This is a genomic window from Pseudomonas sp. 008 (genome assembly GCF_016861935.1).
Classification (GTDB): Bacteria; Pseudomonadota; Gammaproteobacteria; order Pseudomonadales; family Pseudomonadaceae; genus Aquipseudomonas.
In genome coordinates this window covers 314,208-337,904 of the sequence record NZ_BOMA01000003.1, presented here as the reverse complement: position 1 = coordinate 337,904, position 23,697 = coordinate 314,208, and the positions used below count along the sequence as shown (strand labels likewise).

Genomic DNA, 23,697 nt, shown 5'->3' with positions numbered 1-23,697 from the left:
GCGTCGCCAACGGCGCGCTTTTTTGTATGGGCAGATACGAAAAGATGTTGCGGGGGGTGTTGGCGCTCGACATGTGTCGGCTGCCGTTGTTGTTCGAATCGCCCCTGTATGGACGCAGAGTAGGACGAAGAATAGGATGGGCTCAATAACCTATTTCACTGAAGCGATGACTATTTTCAGTTTTATTCAGTGAGTAAATTTATTGATGAGAAATCAAATGTCAGATTCCACTGATCGGAATGAAAACAAAAATGAAGTCGGTGTCGGTGCGGTCTCAAGACTGTTTGCGGTGCTGCGCAGCCTGGGTGACACCGTCGAGGGCGGCGAACGCGTGACGCAACTGGCGCAGCGCATCGGCTTGTCGCAACCGACTACCCACCGCTTGCTGCGCAGCTTGATGGACGAGGGCATGGTCGAGCAGGACGCCCGCAGCAAACGCTATCGCCTGAGCCTGGAGTTTTTTGCCTTGGCGGCCCGCGCCGGCAATACCAACAACCTGCGAGAACTGGCGCGGCCGGCATTGCTGCGGTTATCGGCATCGCTGGGCGATTCGCTGTTTTTGCTGGCGCGCAGTGGCTTTGATGCGATCTGTCTGGACCGCAGTGAAGGGCCGTTTCCGATCCGCACATTTACCGGTGACATCGGCGGGCGGGTGGCGCTCGGCGTGGGTCAGGGCAGCCTGGCGATTCTGGCATTCCTGCCGCAAGAGGAACGCGACACGGTGATTCACTACAACTTGCCGCGGCTCAAGGATTTTCACCTGTACGACGAAGTGTTCCTGCGCTCGGAAGTCGAGAATGTGCGCGCGCTCGGGTACGCCGGGCGCAACACCGGCGTGTTGCAGGGCATGGCCGGCGTGGCCGTGCCGATCCTCGATCGCGACGGCCGGGCGGTGGCGGCGTTGAGCGTAGCCACGATCAGTGATCGCCTGGGGCCGGATCGTTTGCCGACCGTGGTGGAAATGCTCAAGCGCGAAGCGGCGTTGATCGGGCCGCGGATCAACCCGTTCGACCCGCTGTTGCGCAGGCCTTCGCAGGTGTTTGGGCAGGGGTGACCACAACCCGGATCAGAACTTCAGTGTCTGCTTGAGTATCTGCGCCGCCGGTGTGTCACTCGGGCTGACCATCGCGTAGTTGTACCCGGCATCCGACCAATACTCGGCCTGCAGTTCGCCGTCGCTGCGGCTGCCGCGGGGCAGGAGGAAGTTTTTCGGTCCCGGCGGACGGACGTAAAAGCTGACTTTGTGGCCGCCCTGATCTTCGTAGACCACCATCGCTGCCGGCCCTTGTTCGGTACTGAGCAAACGGCCGCTGACCGGTTTGTAGCCTGCCCCCGCCAAGTTCGGCAGGCGATGGGCCTGGCTGAAATAGCGGTCGAGCCAACCCTGCATGTCGCCATCGTCGCTGACTTGGTAATCCGCCGGCAGCATGCCTTGCTGGGCAATCAGTCGGTAGGCCTGCATCGCATCGGCCATCGGCAGTGGGGGGCTGACCAGAGTCATCTCCCGCGCGTGCCAACCGCCCAATCCGCCGACGCTGACCGCAATCAACAACATCGCGGCACTGGCCAGATGACGGCGGGACTGGCGTTTGAGGCGCTGGCGAATCAGCGCCGGGTCAAGTTGCGGGTTGGCCGGTTGCTGCAAGGCGCCGCTCAGGGCTGCGCGCAATTGTTGGGCGTCTTGCTGCCAGGCGCGTACTTGTGCGGCCACTTCGGCGTTGCCGGCCAGATAAATTTCCACTTGATGTCGGTCGGCATCGCTGAGTTGGTGATCGACGTAGGCGTGCAGGTCACGCTCGTTGGGAGGCAGGCTGATCATTTGAGTCTCCGCAGGGAAGGGCGGGTGATTTCGCCGTCACTGAGCTGGCGCAAGGCCTGACGCGCGCGGGACAGGCGTGACATCACGGTGCCGATGGGGACGTCGAGAATCTCGGCGACCTCCTTGTAACTCATGCCTTCGACCGACACCCAGAGCAGCAGCGCGCGCTGTTCGGTGTTGAGCTGATCGAAGGCTTGCAGGGTCGACTGGGCGATTACCGTGCGTTCTACCGAAGGCTGCGCATCGTCGCGCCCGGTAAAGAATTCGAGCATCCGCGCATACCGCCGGGAGCGGCGGTGGGCGTCGAGAAACTGCCGATAAAGAATCGAAAACAGCCAGGCCCGCAGGTCGCCCTCCGGACGTTTAGCGCTCCAATTCGACAGCGCTCGTTCCAGGCTTGCCTGCACCAGATCGTCGGCACTGCTGGGGTTGCGCGTCAGCGACACGGCGAAGCGCCGCAGCCTGGGAATGATTTCACGCAATTGTCCGTCGATGTTGTTCATGGAAATGGCGTGTTCTCTGGCTGTGATGAATGGCACTGACAAGAAGGACGCCGGCCACTGTGGTTTATTCCTTCGTCGGGGAAAACCATTACTTATTTGTGTAGGAGATTTCTGAGGGGTTTGTAATCCATGTAATGGCATCGAACTTCGCGGCTCAACCCATGCAGCAAGCTCAGGCAGTCAGCCCAGCCTCTCACCAGGCTGCGCAGAACCACCCGTGCTTGAACGTAAATATTGAGCCTGAAGAGAATTTTTAACATGCAAGAGTGCAAAATTTCCCTTGAGTCGGCATCGATGTGTTCGCTGCTTCCGGACAACAACACCGATGACGTGTGGCCGCAGTTCGGTCGTGGGCCGACGGTTGAGCCTGAGTATCTTCTGATCCATCACGCCATCGAGGCGCAAGCCGCCGCCAGACCTCAGGGCATTGCCGCCCATTGTGAGGGCGAAACCATCACCTATGGTGAACTGAACCGGCAGGCCAACCGACTGGCCACGCTGTTGCGTCAGCAGGGCGTCGCCCCGGGCGATCACGTGGCCTTGTTTGTGGAGCGTTCGATCCCGATGCTGGCGGGAATGTTGGCCGCATTGAAAGTGGGTGCTGCCTACATCCCTCAGCACGTAGGGATTACTCCCACTGCGCAATTGCGCCACATCATGGACGTGGCCTCGACGCGGGTGGTGCTGACACTGTCGAGCCTCGAGTCGCGAATTCCCCTGACGTCGCAGCAACACTGCATTTGCCTCGATGAGTTCATGGCGGTTGCGTCAACACCCGCTGATGACCTGAATGTGGCCTGTTCGCTGTCATCGACCCCGGACCGGTTGTGTTTCGTGCTGTTTACCTCCGGCACCACCGGCCTGCCCAATGGGGTTCGGGTGACCCACCGCAATGTGTGCAATATTTTGCTGACAGCCCCTGGCAATCTCGGCATGCGGCCTGGGCTCAAGGTCGGACAGATACTTAACATCGCCTTTGACATGGCGGCCTGGGAAATACTCGGGTGCCTGGCTCATGGTGCGACCTTGATGATCCGTGGCAAGGACATCGCCCAGACGGCCGAACAATGCGACGTGCTGATCGCTACACCTTCGATACTCGGCACACTCGATCCATTGCGGTGTCAGCAAGTCAAGGTCGTGGCCCTTGCCGGGGAGCCTTGTCCTCAACCCCTGGCTGATCGCTGGTCCTCGTTCTGCACTTTTTACAATGCCTGCGGCCCGACCGAAACCACGATCGTCAACACCATGCAGCATTACAGGGGCGCAGGTGCATTGACGATCGGCAAACCCACGCCCAACAACACGGTGTACGTGCTGGATGAGGCGGGCCAGCTCTGTCAGGCGGGTGAGCAAGGTGAGATGTGGGCTGGCGGCGACTGTGTGACCGCCGGTTATTTGAGTAACCCGACGCTGACCGCCGAACGCTATCGGCCCGATCCGTTTCTGGGGCAGGGCCGGATGATGTTTCGCACACGTGATCTGGGGCGCTGGACAGTGAACGGCGAACTTGAACACCTGGGACGTGTCGATGACCAGGTCAAGGTCAGAGGGTTTCGGGTGGAGCTCGACTCTGTTTCTGCGGCTCTGGAGTCATCTGATCGCTGCGAGCGGGCGGTCACGTTGAAACTCGACAGTCGCCATCTGGTGGCCTTCGTCTATCCCGTTACCACGGACATCGATGATGCAAGACGACGCTGTGAAGAGCGGCTTGCCTATTATTGCGTCCCTTCGCTGATCCTCGCTGTGGAGCACATTCCGCTGACCTCACGCGGCAAGGTCGACAAACGCTTGCTGCTGGAGTGGGCGATGACGCACCAGGCCGACGCGACGACCCGGCAAGGGGTGGGCGCATGAAGGGGGGGAATCCGGATACCGCGCTGCCGGTCAAGCGCGTGCTGTGGCGGCGATTGGGGACGTTGCCGATATTCTCGCATTACAACCGCCTCGTAGCGCTGGTGCTTGCACTCAATATCGCGGCACTGGCGCATGGGTTGACCGCCGGGCAGTGGTGGACATCCACGGGGATAGTCCTTGAGGCGCTGTCGGGATTGGTGGTGGCGAATCTGTCGCTGGCGATTTTGATTCGCCAGCAATACATCATCAATCTGCTGTTCTGGCTGGCAACCCGGGCGCCCACTTCCTGGCCGCTTGTGATACGCCGCTCACTGGCCAAGGTTTACCACTTCGGCGGCTTGCACAGTGGCGGGGCGCTGGCGGCGATTGGCTGGTTCGCGGTGTTGATCGGCTCCCTGGCCTGGCATTGGACTGAAAGCTTGGGCGGCGTTTCCCTGGCGCTGCTCGGGGTGAGCACCGGGTTGCTGGGGATCTTGCTGCTGGTGGCCGTCATGGCTCACCCGCGGATTCGCGGGCGTTTTCACAACGGCTTCGAGCGAATGCACCGCTTTGGTGGGTGGACCGCACTTGCCCTGTTCTGGGTATGGAGCGTTCTGTTTACCCGGGACCAGAACCCGCAGGCCTCCGTGAGCGAGGCGCTGTCGACGTCGGTGGCATTCTGGATGCTGATTGTGCTGACGTTCAGCATCGCCTTGCCATGGTTTCGTCTGCGCAAAGTGCCGGTGCAACTGATCAGGCCTTCTTCTCATGCGGTAATAGCCCGTTTTGACCATGTCACGCCGTTTGCCGGCTCCTCCAACGCCATCAGTCTCAACCCGCTGATGGAGTGGCATTCCTTTGCCAATATTCCCGCACCGGGTGAAGCGGGTTTTCGCCTGATCATTTCCCGGGCAGGTGATTGGACCGGCGAGTTCATCGAGCAAATGCCGACGCATGTCTGGGTCAAAGGCATTACCACCGCTGGCGTGGCGCACATCGAAACCCTGTTCAAATCGGTGGTGTACATCGCCACGGGCAGCGGCATCGGCCCGGTGTTGCCCCATTTGTTGGCCAGGCAAGTACCGATACGGCTGGTCTGGTCGACCCGCAGCCCGCGAAAAACCTACGGTGACGAACTGGTGGAAGAGATCCTGCGGGCCAATCCTGATGCCTTGATCTGGGACACCGATGTGCTCGGCAAGCCAGACCTTGTGCAACTGGCTTATGACGCGGTTTGCTCGTTCGGTGCCGAGGCGGTGATCTGCATTTCGAACCAGACGCTCACCCAGCGAGTGGTTGAGGAAATGGAGGGGCGGGGCATTCCGGCGTATGGCGCAATCTGGGATTCCTGAAGTGTGCCAAGAGCGTTTTTTCATTCAAACATTTCACATCTATTTAATGAGATCACCATGCACACATTGATCGAACGTCATGATCGAGTCGTATTGATTCGTCTTAATCGGCCGCTGACCAGGAATGCTTTGAGTTCGGCCCTGATGCGCGAACTGCTGGACACCTTGCAACGGCTGGACCGCGACCCCGGAGTCGGCTGTTTCGTGATCACCGGGACAGCGGATTTTTTTGCGGCGGGTGCCGACATCAAGGAGATGTACGGAAAATCTTACCTGGACATGGTCCATGAGGATTATTTCGCCGATTGGGAAGCCTTTGCCGCGTTGCGTACGCCCAAGCTGGCCGCTGTTGCCGGTTATGCATACGGTGGCGGCTGTGAGTTGGCCATGATGTGCGATCTGATCTTTGCTGCCGATAACGCTCGTTTTGGCCAACCGGAAATCAGGTTGGGGGTGATGCCTGGAATGGGCGGGACCCAACGTCTCACGCGCCTGATCGGCAAGTCGAAGGCCATGGACATGATTTTGACCGGACGCTCGATGTCGGCCGAAGAGGCCGAGCGGGCAGGATTGGTGTCGCGGGTCATCGTTGCCAGCGATCTGCTGGAGCAATCCTTGGCCGCAGCGCAGATCATTGCCGGTTTCGCCAAAACCGCCACACTCGCTGCGCGCGAGTCAGTGGACCGGGCGCTGGAGTCAGGGCTGCGTGAGGGCCTTCTTTTTGAGCGAAGAGTGTTTCATGGTTTGTTTGCCACGCAGGGGCAACAGGAAGGTATGCAGGCTTTTTTGCAGAAGCGTGAGCCGAGTTTTAACCCGGTTTGACCAACCTTGAGGATTCGTCGCTAGCGGTGCTTTGAAAGAAACTACAGTTCAGGGGGAATAATCCTACGTGACGTTCGTCTCATAGCTCTTTCCCCCTGTGGCCTACGGCCCCGGAGACTTTCATGGTTGATCGCTCATCTACAACAGGGCCGTCTCGGCCGCCCCTGAGCACCGCGAGCCTGACGTTGCGCCTGACCGGCATTGCCGTGGTGGTCGCCGCGCTGGCCGGGGCTTTTGCCTACGTCAACGGCACACTCGACCCACAGCGCCTGACGCCGAAAGCGTTGATCAATGTGCTGGAGAAAAACAACGGCGTGCACCCGGGGTTCCGTCGTAACCACGCCAAAGGGGTGTGCGTGATCGGGCATTTCGAGAGCAGCGGCCAGGTGCGCGAGTATTCCAGCGCCCAAGTGTTCAATGAAGCGCGGACCCCGGTGGTCGGGCGTTTCGCGCTGCCTGCCGGCAACCCTTACGCACCGGACAACAGCGTACCGATCCGCAGCCTGGCGTTGCGCTTTACCCAGGCCAACGGTCAGCAGTGGCGCACCGGGATGAACAGCATGCCGGTGTTCCCGGTGGGCACGCCCGAGGCGTTCTATCAACTGCAACAGGCGCAGTCACCGGACCCGGTCACCGGCAAACCGAATCCTGCGGCAGTGCCGGCGTTCTTCGGTTCTCACCCGGAAGCCGCGCCGTTTCTTGCCTGGATCAAGACTGCCAAACCTTCTGCCAGTTATGCGACCGAGACGTATAACAGCGTCAATGCGTTTTACCTGGTGAACGCAGCGGGGCAGCGGCAAGCGGTGCGTTGGAGCATGACCCCGGTTGCTCAGGATGCGGCGGGCGCGATGGCACCGGAGGGCGCTGACTTTCTGGAGAAGGATCTGGTTCAGCGTTTGTCCGCCGGACCGCTGCGTTGGCAGTTGAACATCACCCTGGCGAACCCCGGGGATCCGGTCAACGATGCGAGCAAGACCTGGTCCGGCGACCGAAAAGTGCTGAACGCCGGCACGCTGGTGCTTGAAAGTACCCAGCCACAACTCAATGGCGAGTGCCGCGACATCAACTACGACCCACTGGTATTGCCCAGCGGTATCGAAGGTTCCGACGACCCGTTGCTCGCCGCTCGTTCAGCGGGCTATGCCAATTCCTATCTGCGTCGCACCAGCGAAGTGAATCAGTTGCCCAACGCCAAGCAGGAGGCTCATCAATGAGCGCTCAACCGAACCATTTCGCTCCCCTGGCGCGGCTGCTGCATTGGCTGATGGCGCTGATGATCATCGCGATGCTGTTCATCGGCGCCGGCATGGTGGCCTCGGTGTCCGAGCGTCACGAGTGGTTGATCCACCTGCACAAACCGTTGGGCATCGCCATTCTGCTGTTGGTGGTCGTGCGTCTGGCCGTGCGTTTTTCGACCCGGCAACCACCGCTGCCGGCGGACTTGCCGGGTTGGCAAGTGCTCGCGGCGAAGGCTTCGCATGTCTTGCTGTACGCCTTGATGCTGATTTTGCCGCTGCTGGGCTGGGCGATGATATCGGCGGCTGGCGATCCGGTGATGCTCAGCAGCTCGTTGCAACTGCCGTCGATCCTGCCGGCGAATGCGCAGGTGTTTGCATTCCTGCGCAAGGCACATAGGTATCTGGCGTATCTACTGTTCCTGACCGTGCTGCTGCACCTGGCGGCGGCGTTGTTTCACGGTTGGGTGCGCCGCGATGAGGTGCTGGACAGCATGTTGCGGGGCAGGGACCGTGGGTGAGTCGGGGGACTGCCGATAACTGTGGCGAGGGGGCTTGCCCCAGGTGTTGGGTGTTTTGGCGGCGAGCGTCAGCCACCAATAGATCAACGCTACGGCGTTGATGCCCGCACCCAGCCAGCACACCGCGATCCAGCCGCCCCAGGCATACATCGCCGTCGAACCGATAGAGCCCAAGGCGCTGCCGATCGAATAGAACAGCATGTAGCCGGCAGTGAGTCGGCTTTGCGCTTCGGGGCGCACGCTGTAGATCATGCTCTGGCTGGTGACATGGACGGCCTGCAAACCCAGATCCAGCGTAATCACCCCGAGCAGCAGCGCCCACAGCGAGGATTGAGTGAGGGCGATGGGCAGCCATGAGGCGAGCATCAGCAACAACGACAGTCCGCTGGTCCATTGACCCAGGCCACGATCGGCCAGATGCCCGGCGCGAGCAGCGGCCAGTGCGCCGGCAGCCCCGGCCAGCCCGAACAGTCCGATTTCGGTGTGGGACAGTGAAAGCGGCGGGGCGCTCAACGGCAATACCAAAGGGGTCCACAGCACCATGGCGCTGGCGAACGTCAGCAGGGCAAGGATGGCCCTTTGACGCAACACCGGTTCTTCCTTGAACAACGTGAAGACTGAGCCGATCAACGCGCCGTAAGCGCTATCCGGTCGCGCGTCTTCGCGCCTGGGCAGCACACGAAACAACAGCAGCGCCATCACCAGGGACAACCCGGCGGACAGCAGATAAATCGAACGCCAACCAGCCAGGTCGGCCATGCCGCCGGCCACCGTTCGTGCCAACAGAATGCCGACGACAATGCCGCTGGTGATCACGCCTACCACACGTCCACGTTGCGCCGGGATGGCCAGCATCGCGGCGTAGGCCACCAGGACTTGCGTCACGACCGCCAGTAACCCGGTCAGCGCCATGCCGAGCAACAGCCAGGTGCTGCTCGGGGCTAACGCAATCATCAACAAGGCCAGTGCCGACAGCAGGGTTTGCAAGATGATCAATCGGCGGCGGTTGAGCAGATCCCCCAGAGGGACCAGCAACAACAGGCCCACGCCATAACCGATCTGAGTGAGGGTGATGACGATACCGATGGTTGCCGGGTCCATGGCGAAGGCTTCGGCCATGGCATCGAGCAATGGTTGTGCGTAATACACATTGCCGACGGCCAGGCCGCAGGCGACGGCAAACAGCAGCACCACGGCACCGCTTAACGGGTGGTCAGGTCTCATCACAGGCTTCCTTGTGTGGTTTCAATATAAAACCAGTTGTACGGTAAGGAGTCTGGTTTTATATTGCAACCACATTGGTTGCCGGCGGACGCGGTCATGGTTAAACGTACAAGCATGCAAGGTGCCGAATGCCCGGTCGCCCGTTCACTGGATGCGATTGGGGATTGGTGGTCGCTATTGATCGTGCGCGATGCGTTCGATGGTCTGCGACGCTTCGGTGAGTTCCAGCGCAATCTGGGCATGGCCAAGAACATTCTTTCGGCACGCCTGCGCACATTAGTGGCCCACGGGATTTTCGATCTGGTGCCGGCGTCGGATGGCAGCGCGTATCAGGAATATGTGCTGACGGAGAAGGGCCAAGGCTTGTTCCCGTTAATCATCGGGTTGCGGCAGTGGGGCGAGGCGTTTTTCTATGAGGCGGGGGAGGCGCATTCGCAGGTTGTCGATCGTGAGAACGGTCGACCGGTGCGGCCGCTGGAATTGCGCGCCGAGGATGGGCGGCTGTTGGGGCCCCAGGATTGTGTGCGGATCCCGGCTGAGTAAAACATCAAAAAACCGCAGCCTTGCAGGAGCTGCGAAGGCTGCGATCTTTTGTCCAAGGGGGATCAGCGCAAGGTATCGACCATGTCGGCAATGGTCGTCAGCACATCCTTGCCCAACTGCTTCGAACGCTTGCCAGACCAGCCAGTCAGCGCATTCGGCGCGTCGTTGTTGTCCTTGAAGGGCATTTCAATGGTAAAGGACAGGCAATCGAACTTCTGACCGACGCTGTTGCAGGCCAGGGTCATGTTGGCTTTGCCCGGTTCGTCGCGGGTGTAGCCGTGTTTGGTCTGAAAGTCCTTGGTCAGGTGCTTCAGATGGCTGCGGAAGCGCTCTTCGAGTTTTTCGATCCGCGGTGTATAGCCGGGGTTGCCTTCGCAACCGGCGGTGAACACGTAGGGAATTTCTTCATCGCCATGGATGTCGAGGAACAGGTCGACGCCATACTTTTCCATTTGCTGCTGAACGAACAGCACTTCCGGGCTGATTTCCTGGCTGGCGTTCTGCCAGGCGCGATTCAGGTCCTGGCCCATGGCATTGGTGCGCAAATGACCGTGGAAGGCGCCGTCCGGGTTCATGTTTGGCACCAGGTACAGGTCGGCGCTGGCCAGGAGCTCATTCAGCACCGGGTCGTCGTGTTTCTCCAGACGCTCGATCACGCCTTCCATGAACCATTCGGCCATGTGTTCGCCAGGGTGTTGCTGGGCGATGATCCAGACCTTGCGCTGACCTTCGGCGCCAGTCCCTTTGCGCAATAGCTGGATGTCACGACCCTCAACGCTCTTGCCGGTGGCCAACAGTTCGGTGCCGGCCTTGGTCAGTGCCTGTTCGATCAGCCAGTCGTGACGGCCACGGCTGTAGGGTTCGAAGTAGGCGAACCAGGCATGTGTGGCAGTGGCTTCAAGGCTGAAACGCAGGCAGTCGCCTTCGAAGATGGTCGGCACCCGGAACCAGTTGACGTGGTCGTAGGACGCCACCGCCTGATAACCATCCCAGGCCTTGTTGTATGAGGACTTGCTGGCGTTGTTCAGACGAAACCAATGCTCCTGACCCACATGCAGGCCGCTGGCCTTGAAATGGAACCACTGGAAATGCTGGCTGCGAGTGTCTGGCCTGATGGCCAGCAATGCTTGCAGAGGATTGCTGATGTCCAGCACATCAATGTTGCCGCTGTCGAAGTTAGCGCTGATGTCGAAAGAAGATTTAGCCCCGGCCATAATCAATTCCTGAATACGATTTTTATGGCTGCTACTTTACACGCAAGAGGGGGAGAAACCGGGGGAAATTACGGGGGTGTAAAAGGGGGGCGTCCTCCTTGACGCCGATGCAGCTTAGAGACTGCGCAATTGATTCTCAAGTGCTATTTTTCGTTAGTTTGGCCCAGTGCTGCCGGGCTTCTCTTGGCAGTAGATATTCTTTTGATATCATCCGCGCCAATCGAATTTTGCAGCACCTACAGACTTCATTAGCCTGAAGCCAAAGCCAGCCTGACTGGCAAAAAAAAGACCCGGCAAAAAGCCGGGTCAAAAACCGTGATTAGCCTGATGAGGAGATAGTCCAGGAGTCCGACCTAAGGTCTCTTGGTCTATCGACTGATCTCGCGATCAGTTGATGCAATTATAATAATAATCATTATCATTTGCAAGTCAAATGTTTCTACCTGCGCGATTGGAAAAATTTTCCTGTCCTCCTCCAATACGCTCCCGCCTCAATTGTTCTGATTGCCCTCCAGGGCCCGGTCGACCATCGCCTTGGCCATGTCGATCATGTGCACCGTCGAAAACGCCAGATCCCGGCTTGCGCCCTGCAGCTGGTTGGCTGACTCATGCGCGGTGGCAACGGCGCACCGCAGCAGGTCCGAAGCATGGACCAGCGCCTCTTCGCTGCTGATGTTACGGTTCACATCAAAGAAACGTTCTTCGCTGGCCGCTTCTGACACAGCTGGTTTCAAGTAATAGTCCAGTGCCCGCTGCGCGGCGGCAGAGCCTTTTGGCGAGGTGAGGCTGGTGTCGATTTGCATGTCGGGCAGGGTATTGCTGGGGATAGTCATGACGATGGCGAGCTCCGTGAGAAATTCAAATCCGTGAGCCCAGCTTAGTACGTACTGTATTTGTGTCTTCAGTTTTAATACTACAATTTGTGTTTTGATGGTCGGAGTACCCCACGTATCGTGCCGCACATGGATAAATGGATTGAATTGGTCAAGGCCAAAATGAGTGAACTCAAAGTCACTCAGGAAATACTCGCCGAGCGCATCGGGATGTCCCAGGGTGGCGTCGGCCACTGGCTCAATAAACGTCGTCAGCCCGGCATCGCAGAGATGAATCGTGTCTTGCGGGCGCTCGGCATGGACTATCTGGAAGTGGCGATGGTGATCAGGGAACCGCTGCCCTCAGAGGATGAGGAGATCTGTCTGACGCAAAAGTACAACCCGTACTTCCGCTACCCGGTCAGTGACTGGCGGGAAACCGGGGAGGTGCGTGACGGAGAGCTATCGACCTACGGCACCTCGCTGGCTGTCAGCAAGCCACGTTTCGAGCTGTCCGATTACCACGCACAGGGCGCTGCGTTCTGGCTGGTGGTGGTCGGCGATGCGATGACCGCCCCTACGGGAGCGAGCATTGCCGAGGGCATGCTGATTCTGGTCGACCCGGCCATCGTGCCGGAGCCTGGCAAACTGGTGATCGCCCAATGGCCCGGCAGCGCCGAGGCGGTCTTTCGCAAGCTGATCGAAGAAGGCGGGCAGCGTTATCTGGTCCCGCTCAATCCGACCTATCCGAAAGCCCTTTACACCGAAGAATGCCGAATCATCGGCGTGGTGGTTCAGGCGACTGCCAAATTCTAATCAGATCGGTCCTCGCAACGCGTAGGACCGATCTTCATTTCACGCTTGTTCCAACTCCACCAAGGCACTGCCTTCGCTGACCATTTCGCCTTCCTGGCAATACAGCGCCTTGATCACCCCGGCGTGGGGCGCGCGAATGCTGTGCTCCATTTTCATCGCTTCCAGCACCACCAGCTGCGCCCCGGCTTCGACCGTTTGCCCGGCCTCCACCAGCACCCGCACGATGCTGCCGTTCATGGGCGCGGTGAGCCCGCCTTGATGGCTGTGACTGGCTTCGACGGCGCCGATCGGGTCATACGACTCGATGCGGCGCAGCTCGCCGTCCCATTGCAGATACAGCGCATCGCCACGGCGGATAGCCCGGTGCTGGCGGCGCAAACCGTGGTGTTCGGTCAGCAGATATTCACCTTGAAGCCGTGCGGTATGCATGTCGGCATTGCCCAGGGTCAGCGCCCGGTCTTGCCCTTCGCAACTCAAGTGCAGGGTGATTTCTGTCGGCAGCCCGGCACGGAAACCATTGTTGAAGGCCCACGGCGAACTCGGATCATCGGCGCGCAAAACAGCCGGCTGACTTTGCGCAAACGCCTGGGCCGCCGCTTGCCAGAACTCATTACTGAGCGGCGAAGGTGCTGGCAGCAGTTGCTCCTGATAACGCGGAATGAACCCGGTATCCAGTTCGGCGGCGGCAAACGCCGGGTGGCCGATGATCCGGTGCAGGAAGTTGATGTTGGTCTTCAGCCCGCCAATGGCAAACTCCTCGAGCATGCTCAGCAATCGCAGCCGCGCCTGTTCACGGTCTTCGCCCCAAGCAATCAGCTTGCCAAGCATCGGGTCGTAGAACGGCGAAATCTCGTCGCCTTCTTCGACGCCACTGTCCACACGACGCCCCGGCCCTTCGGCGGATTCGCGGTACAACGCCAGGCGTCCGGTGGCCGGCAGAAAATCGTTGCCCGGATCTTCGGCATACAACCGTACTTCGATCGCATGGCCGATCAGCGGCACCTGATCCTGTGTCATCGGTAGCGCTTCGCCGCGGGCTACACGAATCTGCCAGGCCACCAGGTCGAGGCCGGTAATGGCCTCGGTCACCGGGTGTTCGACTTGCAGGCGCGTGTTCATTTCCATGAAGAAGAACTCACCGCGCGCATCCAGCAAAAACTCCACGGTGCCGGCGCCCACATAGCCGATCGCTTGAGCCGAACGTACGGCGGCTTCGCCCATGGCCCGACGCAATTGCGGGGTCAGGCCTGGAGCGGGTGCTTCTTCGACGACTTTCTGATGCCGACGCTGAATCGAGCAGTCACGCTCGTTGAGGTACAGACAGTTGCCGTGCTGGTCGGCGAATACCTGGATTTCCACATGACGTGGCTTGAGCAGGTATTTCTCGACCAACATCCGCGAATCGCCGAACGACGATTGTGCTTCACGCTGCGCCGAGGCCAGGGCTTCGGCCAGTTGGTTGACGTCCTCGACCACTTTCATGCCTTTGCCGCCGCCGCCCGCCGTGGCCTTGAGTAACACCGGATAACCGATGCGTTCGCAGGCATCGCGGAAGGTGTCGAGGTCTTGGGCTTCGCCGTGATAGCCGGGCACCAGCGGCACACCGGCGGTTTCCATCAAGGCTTTGGCCGCGGACTTGCTGCCCATGGCGTCGATGGCCGAGGCGGGCGGGCCGAGGAAGATCAGGCCAGCCGCCTCGATCGCCCGGGCGAACCCGGCGTTTTCCGAGAGAAAACCATAACCGGGATGAATCGCCTGAGCACCGCTGGCTTTCGCGGCGGCGATCAGTTTGTCGATTTGCAGGTAACTGTCGGCGGCTTTGCTGCCGCCCAGGTCGACGCGGATATCCGCTTCGCGGCTGTGCCGGGCGTCACGGTCGGTGGCGCTGTGCACGGCCACAGTGGTCAGGCCCAGAGCCTTGGCGGTGCGCATCACCCGGCAGGCGATTTCGCCACGGTTGGCCACCAGCAGGGTGGTGAGAACAGGTGCGCTCATCAACGCGGCTCCTTGAGGGTGATTTCGGCTTGCCAGGTGGGCGAACGTTTTTGCAGGAAGGCGCGCAGGCCTTCCTGGCCTTCCGGGCTGACGCGAATTCGGGCGATGGCATTCTCGGTGTAGCGGCGCAGCGCCGGAGTCAGCGCGCCGTTGCCGACTTCACGCAGCAGATCCTTGCTGGCGCGCATGGCTGCCGGGCTGTTGAGCAGTAGATTGTCGATCCACTGATCGACTTTCTGCTCCAGCTCAGCCATCGGATAGCTCTCTGACAACAGGCCGATTTCCCGAGCCCGTTGCCCGCCGAAACGTTCGGCAGTCAAGGCATAACGCCGCGCCGCACGTTCGCCGATGGCTTGCACCACGAACGGGCTGATGACCGCTGGCGCCAGGCCGATGCGCACTTCCGACAGGCAGAACTGCGCGTCGTCGGCGCCAATCGCCATGTCGCAGCAACTGATCAAGCCCAGCGCGCCGCCAAACGCCGCGCCCTGCACCACGGCCAGCGTCGGGACTTTCAGTTTGGCGAGGTTGTACATCAACTCCGCCAGTTCCCGGGCGTCATCAAGGTTGGTGTGGTAATCGAGTTCGGCCGATTGCTGCATCCAGGCCAGATCGGCACCGGCGCTGAAATGTTTGCCGCGCCCACGGATCAACAGAAAACGCAGGCTGGCATCGCTCGACACTTTATCCAGCGCGAGAATCAGTTCGCGGATCATTTCGGCGTTGAACGCGTTGTTCTTTTCTTCTCGGCTGAGCCACAGGGTGGCAAAACCACGCGGGTCGGTCTGCAGCTCGAGGGTGTTGAAGTCGCTCATGGTTTTCTCCAGATCACATCCGGAACACGCCGAAGCGGCTCGGTTCGATGGGTGCGTTCAGCGACGCCGACAAGGCCAGGGCCAACACGTCGCGGGTCTGCGCCGGGTCAATGACGCCGTCGTCCCACAGCCGGGCGCTGGAGTAGTAGGGGTGACCCTGTTCTTCGTACTGATCGAGGATCGGTTGCTTGATCTCGGCTTCCTGCTCGGCGCTGAAACGATGCCCGCTGCGCTCGGTTTGCTCACGCTTGACCTGCACCAGTACGCCCGCCGCCTGTTCGGCGCCCATCACGCCGATTCGCGCGTTCGGCCACATCCACAGGAAGCGTGGATCGTAGGCCCGGCCACACATGCCGTAGTTACCGGCGCCGAAGCTGCCGCCGATGATCACGGTGAATTTCGGCACCTTGGCACAAGCCACGGCGGTCACCAATTTCGCGCCGTGCTTGGCGATGCCGCCGGCCTCGTATTTCTGGCCGACCATGAACCCGGTGATGTTCTGCAGGAACAGCAACGGAATGCCGCGCTGGCAGGCCAGTTCGATGAAGTGCGCGCCTTTCTGTGCGGCCTCGGCGAAGAGGATGCCGTTGTTGGCGAGGATCGCGATCGGGTAGCCGTGCAGGTGGGCGAAGCCGCACACCAAAGTCGTCCCGAACAGCGCCTTGAACTCATCGAACACCGAGCCGTCCACCAGTCGTGAGATCACTTCACGCACATCGAACGGTTGCTTGGCGTCGGCCGAGACCACACCGTACAACTCGTCGCTGCTATATAGCGGCGCGATCGGAGCACGTTGTTGCAGTTCGCCGAGCTTGCGCCAGTTGAGGTTGGCCACGCTGCGCCGGGCCAATGCCAGGGCATGTTCATCGCTTTCGGCGTAGTGGTCGGCGACCCCGGAAATCTTGCAGTGCACATCGGCCCCGCCGAGGTCTTCGGCGCTGACCACTTCGCCGGTCGCGGCTTTCACCAGCGGTGGGCCGGCGAGGAAAATCGTGGCCTGCTGACGAACCATGATCGCCTCGTCGGCCATCGCCGGAACGTAGGCGCCCCCGGCGGTGCAAGAGCCCATGACCACCGCAATTTGCGGAATGCCCATGGCGCTCATGTTGGCCTGGTTGAAGAAGATCCGCCCGAAGTGTTCGCGGTCCGGGAACACTTCATCCTGACGCGGCAGGTTGGCGCCACCGGAGTCCACCAGATAAATGCACGGCAGGCGATTCTGCTGGGCGATGGTTTGCGCACGCAGGTGTTTTTTCACCGTCAGCGGGTAGTACGAGCCGCCTTTCACGGTGGCATCGTTGGCGACGATCATGCATTCGACGCCTTCCACCCGGCCGATCCCGGCAATCACGCCCGCGGCGGGAACGTCTTCGCCATAGACCGCGTAGGCCGCCAGCTGGCTGATCTCAAGAAACGGCGAACCCGGATCGAGCAGGCGATTGATCCGCTCACGGGGCAGCAGTTTTCCCCGCGAGGTGTGACGTTCTTGCGCCTTCGGGCCGCCACCTTGCTGCACTTGCGCGAGCAGGGTGTGCAGGGCGTCGACCTGTTTGAGCATCGCCGCGCTGTTGGCCGCGAACTCCGCCGAACGGGGGTTGAGCTGGGTATGCAGGATAGCCATGGACAGCTCCGTTTAGCGGGTTTCGTTGAACAGTTCGCGACCGATCAGCATGCGACGGATCTCACTGGTGCCGGCGCCGATTTCATACAGCTTGGCGTCACGCAGCAGACGACCGGCCGGGAATTCGTTGATGTAGCCATTGCCACCAAGAATCTGGATCGCGTCGAGGGCCATTTGCGTGGCGCGTTCGGCGCTGTAGAGAATCACCCCGGCGGCGTCCTTGCGGGTGGTTTCGCCGCGCTCGCAGGCCTGGGCCACGGCATACAGGTAAGCGCGGCTGGCATTGAGTTGGGTGTACATGTCGGCGACTTTGCCCTGGATCAACTGGAATTCGCCGATGCTCTGGCCGAACTGTTTGCGGTCGTGGATGTACGGCACGATCAGGTCCATGCAGGCCTGCATGATCCCGGTCGGGCCACCGGAAAGCACCACGCGCTCGTAGTCGAGGCCGCTCATCAGCACTTTCACGCCGCCATTGAGTACGCCGAGGATGTTTTCTTCCGGCACTTCGACGTCATCGAAAAACAGCTCGCAGGTGTTTGAACCGCGCATGCCCAGCTTGTCGAATTTGTTGCTGCGGCTGAAACCTTTCCAGTCACGCTCGACGATGAACGCGGTGATGCCGTGCGGGCCTTTTTCCAGGTCGGTCTTGGCGTAGATCACGTAGGTGTTGGCGTCAGGACCGTTGGTGATCCAGGTCTTGCTGCCGTTGAGCACGTAGTGATCGCCGCGTTTGTCGGCGCGCAGCTTCATCGAGACCACGTCGGAACCGGCGTTCGGCTCGCTCATGGCCAGGGCACCGATGTGTTCGCCGCTGATCAGTTTCGGTAGGTATTTGCTTTTCTGTTCATGAGTGCCGTTGCGGTTGATCTGGTTGACGCAGAGGTTGGAGTGCGCGCCGTAGGACAGGGCGACCGACGCCGAACCACGGCTGATTTCTTCCATGGCAACCACGTGCGCCAGATAACCCAGGCCGGCGCCGCCGTACTCTTCCGGCACGGTGATGCCCAGCAGGCCCATGTCGCCGAATTTGCGCCACAGGTCGGCCGGGAACAGGTTGTCGATGTCGATCTGAGCGGCGCGCGGGGCGATCTCTTTGGCGACGAAGGACTGAACCTGATCGCGCAGCATGTCGATGGTTTCACCGAGGGCAAAGTTCAGGGATGGGTAGCTCATGGGGCACCTTTTGGCTTTTTTGTAGGGTGGGGAGGGCAGTGATTCAGCTCTCACCTTTACGTTAACGTAAGCCTGTGACGAATGGCTGTCAATCACCCTTTACGTTAACGTCAACTTGAGCGAGAGTAGAGCCAGTTCTGAAAGACTGTGGCGAGGGGGCTTGCCCCCGTTCGAGTGCGCAGCGCTCGCAGATCTTGGGTCCGCTGCGCGGCCCAACGGGGCAAGCCCCCTCGCCACACAAGCCGGCTCCTACAGGTCGCCGGTACAGCCCATTAATAAAGACAATAGGGGTCGTCATGGATCAACCCAGTGCAAACCCGCAGCGCAGCTATACCCGTGGTTCCCAGGACAAAGCCTTGCTGGCGATGACCATCGGCCAGGCGTTTGATAACACCGTCGCGCAATACCCGAACGGGGAGGCGCTGGTCGTGCGCCATCAACAGCTGCGTTACACCTGGCAGCAGCTGTCGGATGCTGTTGATCTGCACGCCAGAGCATTCCTGGCGCTGGGTTTGCAAACCGGTGACCGGCTCGGCATCTGGGCCCCGAACTGCGCCCAGTGGTGCATCAGCCAGTTCGCCAGTGCGAAAATCGGCGTGATCCTGGTCAACATCAACCCGGCTTATCGCAGTTCAGAACTCGAATACGTATTGAAGCAATCCGGCTGCCAATGGCTGGTCTGCGCCGGGGCCTTCAAGACCTCCGACTATCACGGCATGCTGCAAGGGTTGGTGCCGGAATTGGCGGAGCAATCCATCGGCCACTTGCAGAGCGAACGCCTGCCGGAACTGCGTGGGGTCATCAGCCTGGATGCGCAGCCACCCTCGGGTTTCCTGCCGTGGTCGCAATTGGCCGATCTGGCGGCCAGTGTGTCGATCGAGCAATTGCACGAACGCCAGGACAGCCTGCATTTCGATCAGGCGGTGAATATCCAGTACACCTCCGGCACCACCGGTTTCCCCAAGGGCGCGACCCTCAGCCACTACAACATTCTCAACAACGGTTACATGGTCGGCGAAAGCCTCGGCCTGACCGCCGATGATCGGCTGGTGATTCCGGTGCCGCTGTATCACTGCTTCGGCATGGTCATGGGCAACCTCGGCTGCGTCACCCACGGCAGCACCATGATTTACCCCAACGATGCCTTCGATCCACTGTTGACCCTGACCACCGTCGCCGAAGAAAAAGCCACCGCGCTTTATGGCGTGCCGACCATGTTCATCGCCATGCTCGATCAGCCCAAGCGCGCCGAATTTGATTTGTCGAGCCTGCGCACCGGGGTCATGGCCGGGGCGACGTGTCCGATCGAGGTGATGCGTCGGGTTATCGGCGAAATGCACATGAGCGAAGTGCAGATTGCCTACGGCATGACGGAAACCAGCCCCGTGTCTTTGCAGACCGGTCCGTCGGACGACCTGGAATTGCGCGTCACCACGGTCGGCCGCACCCAGCCGCAACTGGAAAGCAAGATCATCGACGAGGCGGGCAATCTGGTGCCACGCGGCACCATTGGCGAGCTGTGCACTCGGGGTTACAGCGTGATGCTCGGCTACTGGAAAAACCCGCAAGCCACCGCCGAGGCTATCGATGACGCTGGCTGGATGCACACCGGCGATCTGGCGAGCATGAACGACGAAGGCTACGTGTGCATCGCCGGGCGTAACAAGGACATGATCATTCGCGGCGGTGAGAATATTTACCCGCGCGAACTGGAAGAGTTCTTCTTCACCCACCCGGCGGTTGCCGATGTGCAGGTGATCGGCATTCCTTGCTCCCGGTATGGCGAAGAGATTGTCGCCTGGATCAAATTCCATCCCGGCCACAGCGCCACCGAACAGGAGTTGCAGGCCTGGTGCAAGGAGCGTATCGCGCACTTCAAGACGCCGCGTTACTTCAAGTTCGTCGAGGAGTTTCCGATGACCGTGACCGGCAAGATCCAGAAGTTTCGGATGCGTGAGATCAGCATCGAGGAACTCAAGGCTATACCGTAGGAGCGAGCGGTGCGGCGATCCGACTTGCCCGCGAAGGCGATTTGTCATTCAGCATTGATGTCGACTGATCTGGCGCCTTCGCGGGCAAGCCTCGCTCCTACGTATTTGGGGAATGGGGAAACGCAGGAAGCACAAAGGGGAGCCGAAGCTCCCCTTTAATTTTGTCGTTACGTGCTCTTTTTTTATTATTGAGGGGCGGTCTGTTGTTGTTTTTGGCAACCGTGGCCCTTTACCGCTGTTTTTGTCGATCCCCATCCGGGATCAAGAGCAAACGTATTTTTTTGAGCGCTGATCTACTTTTTCGCCAAGCGATCCAACCAGTTCGGGAGCTACCTGAAGGTAGTTTTATTGTTCTCTGCCCGGTTGCGGGTTACTCCGAAAAGCACCCTGAAAAGCACACCTTCTCCAAAAAAATCTGTTAGCTGCGTCTCTGCCGTGTTGTTCTTGTTATGTCAGAGTCGTTACGTCTTATTTTTATTGGTTTGCAGCTTTTTATTCTTGTTATGCCATAGAGATAGCAGAAGCCGTGCCAACTTTGAAAAGTCCTTTAAAATCAATGATTTGATTTTTTGTGAGATTTTTCATCCGTACCAAACCTGACAATTTGTTTCCGTGTTACTCGTTTCCGCCCCACGTGCCAGAACACGCGGTAACACCCGGACACATCCGCGTCGTCACTGTGCGCTGCGAGCCTTGGCCACGCGAGAACCGGTAGGGCGCCCCAGCACCGCGCAAATCTGCTGGCCGGCGCGAATCAAGGCGTCCAGGTCGATCCCGGTCTCGATGCCCAGGCCGTTGAGCAGGTAAACCACGTCTTCGGTGGCGACGTTACCGCTGGCGCCCTTGGCGTACGGGCAGCCGCCAAGGCCGGCGATGGAGCTGTCGAACACCGCAATGCCTTCCAGCAGGCTGGCGTAGATATTGGCCATGGCCTGGCCATAGGTGTCGTGGAAGTGCCCGGCCAGTTTTTCCCGTGGCACGTCGGCCGAAACCACTTCAAACATCTTGCGGGTCGCGCCAGCGGTGCCGGTGCCGATGGTATCTCCCAGCGAAACCTCGTAGCAGCCCATGGCATAGAGTTCGCGAGCGACCCGGGCGACTTGCGCAGGCGCGACATCACCCTCGTAAGGGCAGCCCAGCACACAGGACACGTAACCGCGCACGCTGACGCCGTGTTGTTTGGCCGCGTCCATGATCGGCACGAAGCGCTCCAGGCTTTCGCTGATCGAGCAATTGATATTGCGCTGGGAGAACGCTTCGGATGCTGCGGCGAACACGGCGACTTCCTTGACCCCGGCGGCGATAGCGTCTTCAAAGCCCCGCAGGTTGGGGGCGAGGGCGCCATAGGTTACCCCTGGTTTGCGCTGGATCTGCGCGAAGACCTCGGCGGAACCGGCCATTTGCGGCACCCATTTGGGCGAGACGAAACTGCCGACTTCTATATAGCCGAGGCCAGCGGCGGTGAGCGCATCGACCAATTGCACCTTGTCCGCGACGCTGATGGGTTGGGCTTCGTTTTGCAGACCGTCGCGGGGGCCGACTTCGACCAGGCGTACGTGGGTGGGGAGGGACATGGGAATCGACCTGTTGAGATTGTATGAATGTTCACAGAGCCCTGTAGGAGCTGAGCTTGCTCGCGAAAGCGTCAGGTCAGTCGACATCCATGTTGAAGGACATACCGCTTTCGCGAGCAAGCTCAGCTCCTACACGAGCTGCTGGCTCTTGATCGTTTGCTCCAGCGCCTGGGTGCAGCGCTCCTCGGCTGTGTCGAGTTCCAGCTTCATCTGTTCGATGTCCAGCAGTTGCTGCTCGAGTTGTTCCCGACGCTCGGCAATTTTCGCCAGCATGCTGTGCAATTGCTTGGTGTTACCGCTGGAGGGGTCATAGAGCTCGATCAGCTCGCGGCATTCGGCCAGGGAAAAACCAATGCGCTTGCCCCGCAGGATCAGCTTCAGGCTGACCTTGTCACGGGGCGAATAAATGCGTTCCTGACCGCGACGCTCGGGGCTGAGCAGGCCTTGCTCTTCATAGAAGCGAATGGCCCGGGTGGTGATGTCGAGCTCGCGGGCGAGGTCGGAAATGCTATAGGTCTGGCTGCTCATGGAAGCGCTCGAAAAAGGTCATGGCGCTAAGCTAATGTCAGGTTGACGTTTACGTCAAGGGGCATGAATTGTCTGTGTAGTGACGGGCCTCTTCGCGGGCAAGCCTCGCTCCTACAGGTTTGGTGTCGATCATTTAATCGTGGTTCGACGCTAACCTTGTAGGAGCGAGGCTTGCCCGCGAAGAACGATGACGCGGATTAACGTCCTACACCTTATCCAGCTTCTTCTCGTGCGCCGTGACCTGCTGGCACAACTCGATCATCTGCTCGCGCATCCAGCGGTTGGCCGGGTCCTGGTCGGTGCTTTCGTGCCAGTAGAGGTGGGTTTCCACCGGCGGAACTTCTTTGACCGGCAGGTTCACCGAGTACAAATCATGGCGACGAGCGAAGCGTTCCGGCACGGTCATGACCATGTCGGTCTGCTGTAACACCTGGGACGCCATCAGGTAATGCTGGGAGCGCAGGGCGATCTTGCGCTGGATGCCCATTTTGCCCAGGGCCAGGTCGACATAGCCCAGGCCGCTGCGGCGGCTGGAGATATGGATGTGGGTCAGGGACAGGTAATCGTCGAGGGTGAATTTCTCTTTGCCCGCCAGCGGATGGCCCTTGCGCATGGCGCACACATAACGGTCTTCCATCAACTTGACGTGACGCACCTGCGGATCGGTGTTGAGCGGCGCATCCACCGCGAAATCCAGGCGCCCGGCCGCCAGTTCCTTGGTGGTTTCGCGGCGTTTGGACAGGAAACTTTCGATGATCACCGTCGGCGCCAGGCGGCGCAGGCGCTGGAACAATGGCGGCAGGATCACCGCTTCGGTGAGGTCGGTCATGCTGATGCGGTAGGTCTTGACCGCCTGCAACGGGTTGAAGATGCGGCTTTCCTGTACCGACACCCGCAGCAGGGAGAGGGCGTTGCGCACGGGGCCGATGATGTTCTGTGCCATCGGCGTCGGCACCATGCCCTGGGCGGTGCGCACGAAAAGCGGATCGTTGAAGGTTTCGCGCAGGCGGGCCAGAGCGTTCGACACTGCCGGTTGAGTAATGCCGACGATCTGCCCGGCGCGGGTCAGGTTGGCTTCGGTGTAGATCGCGTCGAAGACGATGAAAAGGTTGAGGTCGACCTTGCTCAGATTCATGCGCTGCACTCTTGTTATCAGGGGCGTCTTGATCGGACCCGAGGGCCTTGGCAATCAGCCGATCATATATCGGTGATGAATGTTAATACACGCCGAGAATAGGTTAGGTAAATTTTCGTAGCTGTTCTAGCATCGATTGCATGACCTGAACAACTCCTCTGAACC

At 60.0% G+C, this 23,697-nt stretch carries 21 protein-coding genes; 9 read left to right on the top strand and 12 right to left on the bottom strand.

Translation table 11 applies throughout. The annotated features are described in order from the left end of the window. The first annotated feature begins 217 nt into the window (after window positions 1-217). The gene (locus JUI81_RS08780; RefSeq protein WP_018925445.1) at window positions 218-1,054 is read left to right on the top strand and encodes an IclR family transcriptional regulator; all 837 of its coding nucleotides are present in this window, start codon (window positions 218-220) and stop codon (window positions 1,052-1,054) included. Window positions 1,055-1,066: 12 nt separating this feature from the next. On the opposite strand, the gene JUI81_RS08775 is transcribed toward JUI81_RS08780, so the two are convergent. Both JUI81_RS08775 and JUI81_RS08770 read right to left on the bottom strand, forming a co-directional pair. Beyond that, window positions 1,067-1,819 (bottom strand): anti-sigma factor, encoded by a 753-nt coding sequence (locus JUI81_RS08775; protein WP_064618867.1) that lies wholly within the window; start codon window positions 1,817-1,819, stop codon window positions 1,067-1,069. Next, on the bottom strand, window positions 1,816-2,322 hold the full coding sequence (locus JUI81_RS08770) for an RNA polymerase sigma factor (RefSeq protein ID WP_018925447.1): 507 nt from the start codon (window positions 2,320-2,322) through the stop codon (window positions 1,816-1,818). The genes JUI81_RS08775 and JUI81_RS08770 overlap by 4 nt, the downstream gene beginning before the upstream one ends. A gap of 294 nt (window positions 2,323-2,616) precedes the next feature. On the opposite strand from JUI81_RS08770, the gene JUI81_RS08765 reads away from it, so the two are divergent. From JUI81_RS08765 to JUI81_RS08745, 5 genes are all read left to right on the top strand, one after another. Next, entirely contained in the window at window positions 2,617-4,179 is a 1,563-nt protein-coding gene (locus JUI81_RS08765) for an amino acid adenylation domain-containing protein (protein WP_204124154.1), read from the top strand. Beyond that, window positions 4,176-5,510 carry a hypothetical protein gene (locus tag JUI81_RS08760; RefSeq protein ID WP_204124111.1) on the top strand — a complete coding sequence of 445 codons (1,335 nt, stop codon included), beginning with the start codon at window positions 4,176-4,178 and terminating at the stop codon, window positions 5,508-5,510. The genes JUI81_RS08765 and JUI81_RS08760 overlap by 4 nt, the downstream gene beginning before the upstream one ends. A 57-nt stretch (window positions 5,511-5,567) precedes the next feature. Continuing rightward, window positions 5,568-6,332, top strand: a complete 765-nt coding sequence (locus JUI81_RS08755) for an enoyl-CoA hydratase-related protein (protein WP_204124110.1) — start codon at window positions 5,568-5,570, stop codon at window positions 6,330-6,332. A 122-nt stretch (window positions 6,333-6,454) separates the two neighbouring features. Further along, window positions 6,455-7,546, top strand: a complete 1,092-nt coding sequence (locus tag JUI81_RS08750; RefSeq protein WP_204124109.1) for a catalase family peroxidase — start codon at window positions 6,455-6,457, stop codon at window positions 7,544-7,546. Beyond that, window positions 7,543-8,088 (top strand): cytochrome b, encoded by a 546-nt coding sequence (locus JUI81_RS08745; protein WP_018925452.1) that lies wholly within the window; start codon window positions 7,543-7,545, stop codon window positions 8,086-8,088. Before JUI81_RS08750 ends, JUI81_RS08745 begins: the two co-directional genes overlap by 4 nt. On the opposite strand, the gene JUI81_RS08740 is transcribed toward JUI81_RS08745, so the two are convergent. Next, on the bottom strand, window positions 7,981-9,312 hold the full coding sequence (locus JUI81_RS08740) for an MFS transporter (protein ID WP_204124108.1): 1,332 nt from the start codon (window positions 9,310-9,312) through the stop codon (window positions 7,981-7,983). The two genes, JUI81_RS08745 and JUI81_RS08740, sit on opposite strands and share 108 nt — an antisense overlap. 96 nt (window positions 9,313-9,408) lie before the next feature. Here JUI81_RS08740 and JUI81_RS08735 point away from each other — a divergent pair, with 96 nt between their 5' ends. Continuing rightward, window positions 9,409-9,855, top strand: coding sequence for a helix-turn-helix domain-containing protein (locus JUI81_RS08735; RefSeq protein WP_028941232.1), 447 nt, complete (start codon window positions 9,409-9,411; stop codon window positions 9,853-9,855). Window positions 9,856-9,917: 62 nt separating this feature from the next. Here the strand turns inward: JUI81_RS08735 and JUI81_RS08730 are convergent, their stop codons facing one another. Both JUI81_RS08730 and JUI81_RS08725 read right to left on the bottom strand, forming a co-directional pair. Further along, the gene (locus JUI81_RS08730) at window positions 9,918-11,069 is read right to left on the bottom strand and encodes a M14-type cytosolic carboxypeptidase (protein ID WP_204124107.1); all 1,152 of its coding nucleotides are present in this window, start codon (window positions 11,067-11,069) and stop codon (window positions 9,918-9,920) included. A gap of 491 nt (window positions 11,070-11,560) precedes the next feature. Then, window positions 11,561-11,902 carry a DUF6124 family protein gene (locus JUI81_RS08725; RefSeq protein ID WP_019580038.1) on the bottom strand — a complete coding sequence of 114 codons (342 nt, stop codon included), beginning with the start codon at window positions 11,900-11,902 and terminating at the stop codon, window positions 11,561-11,563. A 129-nt stretch (window positions 11,903-12,031) separates the two neighbouring features. On the opposite strand from JUI81_RS08725, the gene JUI81_RS08720 reads away from it, so the two are divergent. Then, window positions 12,032-12,697 carry a LexA family transcriptional regulator gene (locus tag JUI81_RS08720; RefSeq protein ID WP_019580039.1) on the top strand — a complete coding sequence of 222 codons (666 nt, stop codon included), beginning with the start codon at window positions 12,032-12,034 and terminating at the stop codon, window positions 12,695-12,697. 39 nt (window positions 12,698-12,736) lie between these two features. On the opposite strand, the gene JUI81_RS08715 is transcribed toward JUI81_RS08720, so the two are convergent. From JUI81_RS08715 to JUI81_RS08700, 4 genes are read right to left on the bottom strand one after another with little or no spacing between them, the layout of a single operon-like run. Beyond that, the gene (locus tag JUI81_RS08715) at window positions 12,737-14,692 is read right to left on the bottom strand and encodes an acetyl/propionyl/methylcrotonyl-CoA carboxylase subunit alpha (RefSeq protein WP_204124106.1); all 1,956 of its coding nucleotides are present in this window, start codon (window positions 14,690-14,692) and stop codon (window positions 12,737-12,739) included. Further along, window positions 14,692-15,507 carry a gamma-carboxygeranoyl-CoA hydratase gene (locus JUI81_RS08710; RefSeq protein WP_007940935.1) on the bottom strand — a complete coding sequence of 272 codons (816 nt, stop codon included), beginning with the start codon at window positions 15,505-15,507 and terminating at the stop codon, window positions 14,692-14,694. The genes JUI81_RS08715 and JUI81_RS08710 overlap by 1 nt, the downstream gene beginning before the upstream one ends. A gap of 13 nt (window positions 15,508-15,520) precedes the next feature. Further along, window positions 15,521-17,128 (bottom strand): carboxyl transferase domain-containing protein, encoded by a 1,608-nt coding sequence (locus JUI81_RS08705; protein WP_096479892.1) that lies wholly within the window; start codon window positions 17,126-17,128, stop codon window positions 15,521-15,523. 12 nt (window positions 17,129-17,140) lie between these two features. Next, window positions 17,141-18,304 carry an isovaleryl-CoA dehydrogenase gene (locus tag JUI81_RS08700; protein ID WP_007940933.1) on the bottom strand — a complete coding sequence of 388 codons (1,164 nt, stop codon included), beginning with the start codon at window positions 18,302-18,304 and terminating at the stop codon, window positions 17,141-17,143. Window positions 18,305-18,600: 296 nt separating this feature from the next. Here JUI81_RS08700 and JUI81_RS08695 point away from each other — a divergent pair, with 296 nt between their 5' ends. Then, the gene (locus JUI81_RS08695; RefSeq protein WP_019580043.1) at window positions 18,601-20,295 is read left to right on the top strand and encodes an AMP-binding protein; all 1,695 of its coding nucleotides are present in this window, start codon (window positions 18,601-18,603) and stop codon (window positions 20,293-20,295) included. A gap of 674 nt (window positions 20,296-20,969) precedes the next feature. Here the strand turns inward: JUI81_RS08695 and JUI81_RS08690 are convergent. From JUI81_RS08690 to JUI81_RS08680, 3 genes are all read right to left on the bottom strand, one after another. Beyond that, the gene (locus JUI81_RS08690) at window positions 20,970-21,869 is read right to left on the bottom strand and encodes a hydroxymethylglutaryl-CoA lyase (protein WP_019580044.1); all 900 of its coding nucleotides are present in this window, start codon (window positions 21,867-21,869) and stop codon (window positions 20,970-20,972) included. 129 nt (window positions 21,870-21,998) lie between these two features. Next, window positions 21,999-22,397 (bottom strand): MerR family DNA-binding transcriptional regulator, encoded by a 399-nt coding sequence (locus JUI81_RS08685; protein ID WP_007904077.1) that lies wholly within the window; start codon window positions 22,395-22,397, stop codon window positions 21,999-22,001. A 205-nt stretch (window positions 22,398-22,602) separates the two neighbouring features. Next, window positions 22,603-23,532, bottom strand: coding sequence for a LysR family transcriptional regulator (locus JUI81_RS08680; RefSeq protein ID WP_008068246.1), 930 nt, complete (start codon window positions 23,530-23,532; stop codon window positions 22,603-22,605). Window positions 23,533-23,697: the final 165 nt, after the last annotated feature.

Bases quoted from the DNA above. Each gene is read 5' to 3' on its own strand.
- JUI81_RS08715 (WP_204124106.1), bottom strand. From the start codon at position 14,692: ATGAGCGCACCTGTTCTCACCACCCTGCTGGTGGCCAACCGTGGCGAA.
- JUI81_RS08695 (WP_019580043.1), top strand. From the start codon at position 18,601: ATGGATCAACCCAGTGCAAACCCGCAGCGCAGCTATACCCGTGGTTCC.
- JUI81_RS08775 (WP_064618867.1), bottom strand. From the start codon at position 1,819: ATGATCAGCCTGCCTCCCAACGAGCGTGACCTGCACGCCTACGTCGAT.
- JUI81_RS08705 (WP_096479892.1), bottom strand. From the start codon at position 17,128: ATGGCTATCCTGCATACCCAGCTCAACCCCCGTTCGGCGGAGTTCGCG.
- JUI81_RS08700 (WP_007940933.1), bottom strand. From the start codon at position 18,304: ATGAGCTACCCATCCCTGAACTTTGCCCTCGGTGAAACCATCGACATG.
- JUI81_RS08710 (WP_007940935.1), bottom strand. From the start codon at position 15,507: ATGAGCGACTTCAACACCCTCGAGCTGCAGACCGACCCGCGTGGTTTT.
- JUI81_RS08750 (WP_204124109.1), top strand. From the start codon at position 6,455: ATGGTTGATCGCTCATCTACAACAGGGCCGTCTCGGCCGCCCCTGAGC.
- JUI81_RS08720 (WP_019580039.1), top strand. From the start codon at position 12,032: ATGGATAAATGGATTGAATTGGTCAAGGCCAAAATGAGTGAACTCAAA.
- JUI81_RS08765 (WP_204124154.1), top strand. From the start codon at position 2,617: ATGTGTTCGCTGCTTCCGGACAACAACACCGATGACGTGTGGCCGCAG.
- JUI81_RS08745 (WP_018925452.1), top strand. From the start codon at position 7,543: ATGAGCGCTCAACCGAACCATTTCGCTCCCCTGGCGCGGCTGCTGCAT.
- JUI81_RS08755 (WP_204124110.1), top strand. From the start codon at position 5,568: ATGCACACATTGATCGAACGTCATGATCGAGTCGTATTGATTCGTCTT.
- JUI81_RS08740 (WP_204124108.1), bottom strand. From the start codon at position 9,312: ATGAGACCTGACCACCCGTTAAGCGGTGCCGTGGTGCTGCTGTTTGCC.
- JUI81_RS08680 (WP_008068246.1), bottom strand. From the start codon at position 23,532: ATGAATCTGAGCAAGGTCGACCTCAACCTTTTCATCGTCTTCGACGCG.
- JUI81_RS08770 (WP_018925447.1), bottom strand. From the start codon at position 2,322: ATGAACAACATCGACGGACAATTGCGTGAAATCATTCCCAGGCTGCGG.
- JUI81_RS08760 (WP_204124111.1), top strand. From the start codon at position 4,176: ATGAAGGGGGGGAATCCGGATACCGCGCTGCCGGTCAAGCGCGTGCTG.
- JUI81_RS08685 (WP_007904077.1), bottom strand. From the start codon at position 22,397: ATGAGCAGCCAGACCTATAGCATTTCCGACCTCGCCCGCGAGCTCGAC.
- JUI81_RS08690 (WP_019580044.1), bottom strand. From the start codon at position 21,869: ATGTCCCTCCCCACCCACGTACGCCTGGTCGAAGTCGGCCCCCGCGAC.
- JUI81_RS08780 (WP_018925445.1), top strand. From the start codon at position 218: ATGTCAGATTCCACTGATCGGAATGAAAACAAAAATGAAGTCGGTGTC.
- JUI81_RS08730 (WP_204124107.1), bottom strand. From the start codon at position 11,069: ATGGCCGGGGCTAAATCTTCTTTCGACATCAGCGCTAACTTCGACAGC.
- JUI81_RS08735 (WP_028941232.1), top strand. From the start codon at position 9,409: ATGGTTAAACGTACAAGCATGCAAGGTGCCGAATGCCCGGTCGCCCGT.
- JUI81_RS08725 (WP_019580038.1), bottom strand. From the start codon at position 11,902: ATGACTATCCCCAGCAATACCCTGCCCGACATGCAAATCGACACCAGC.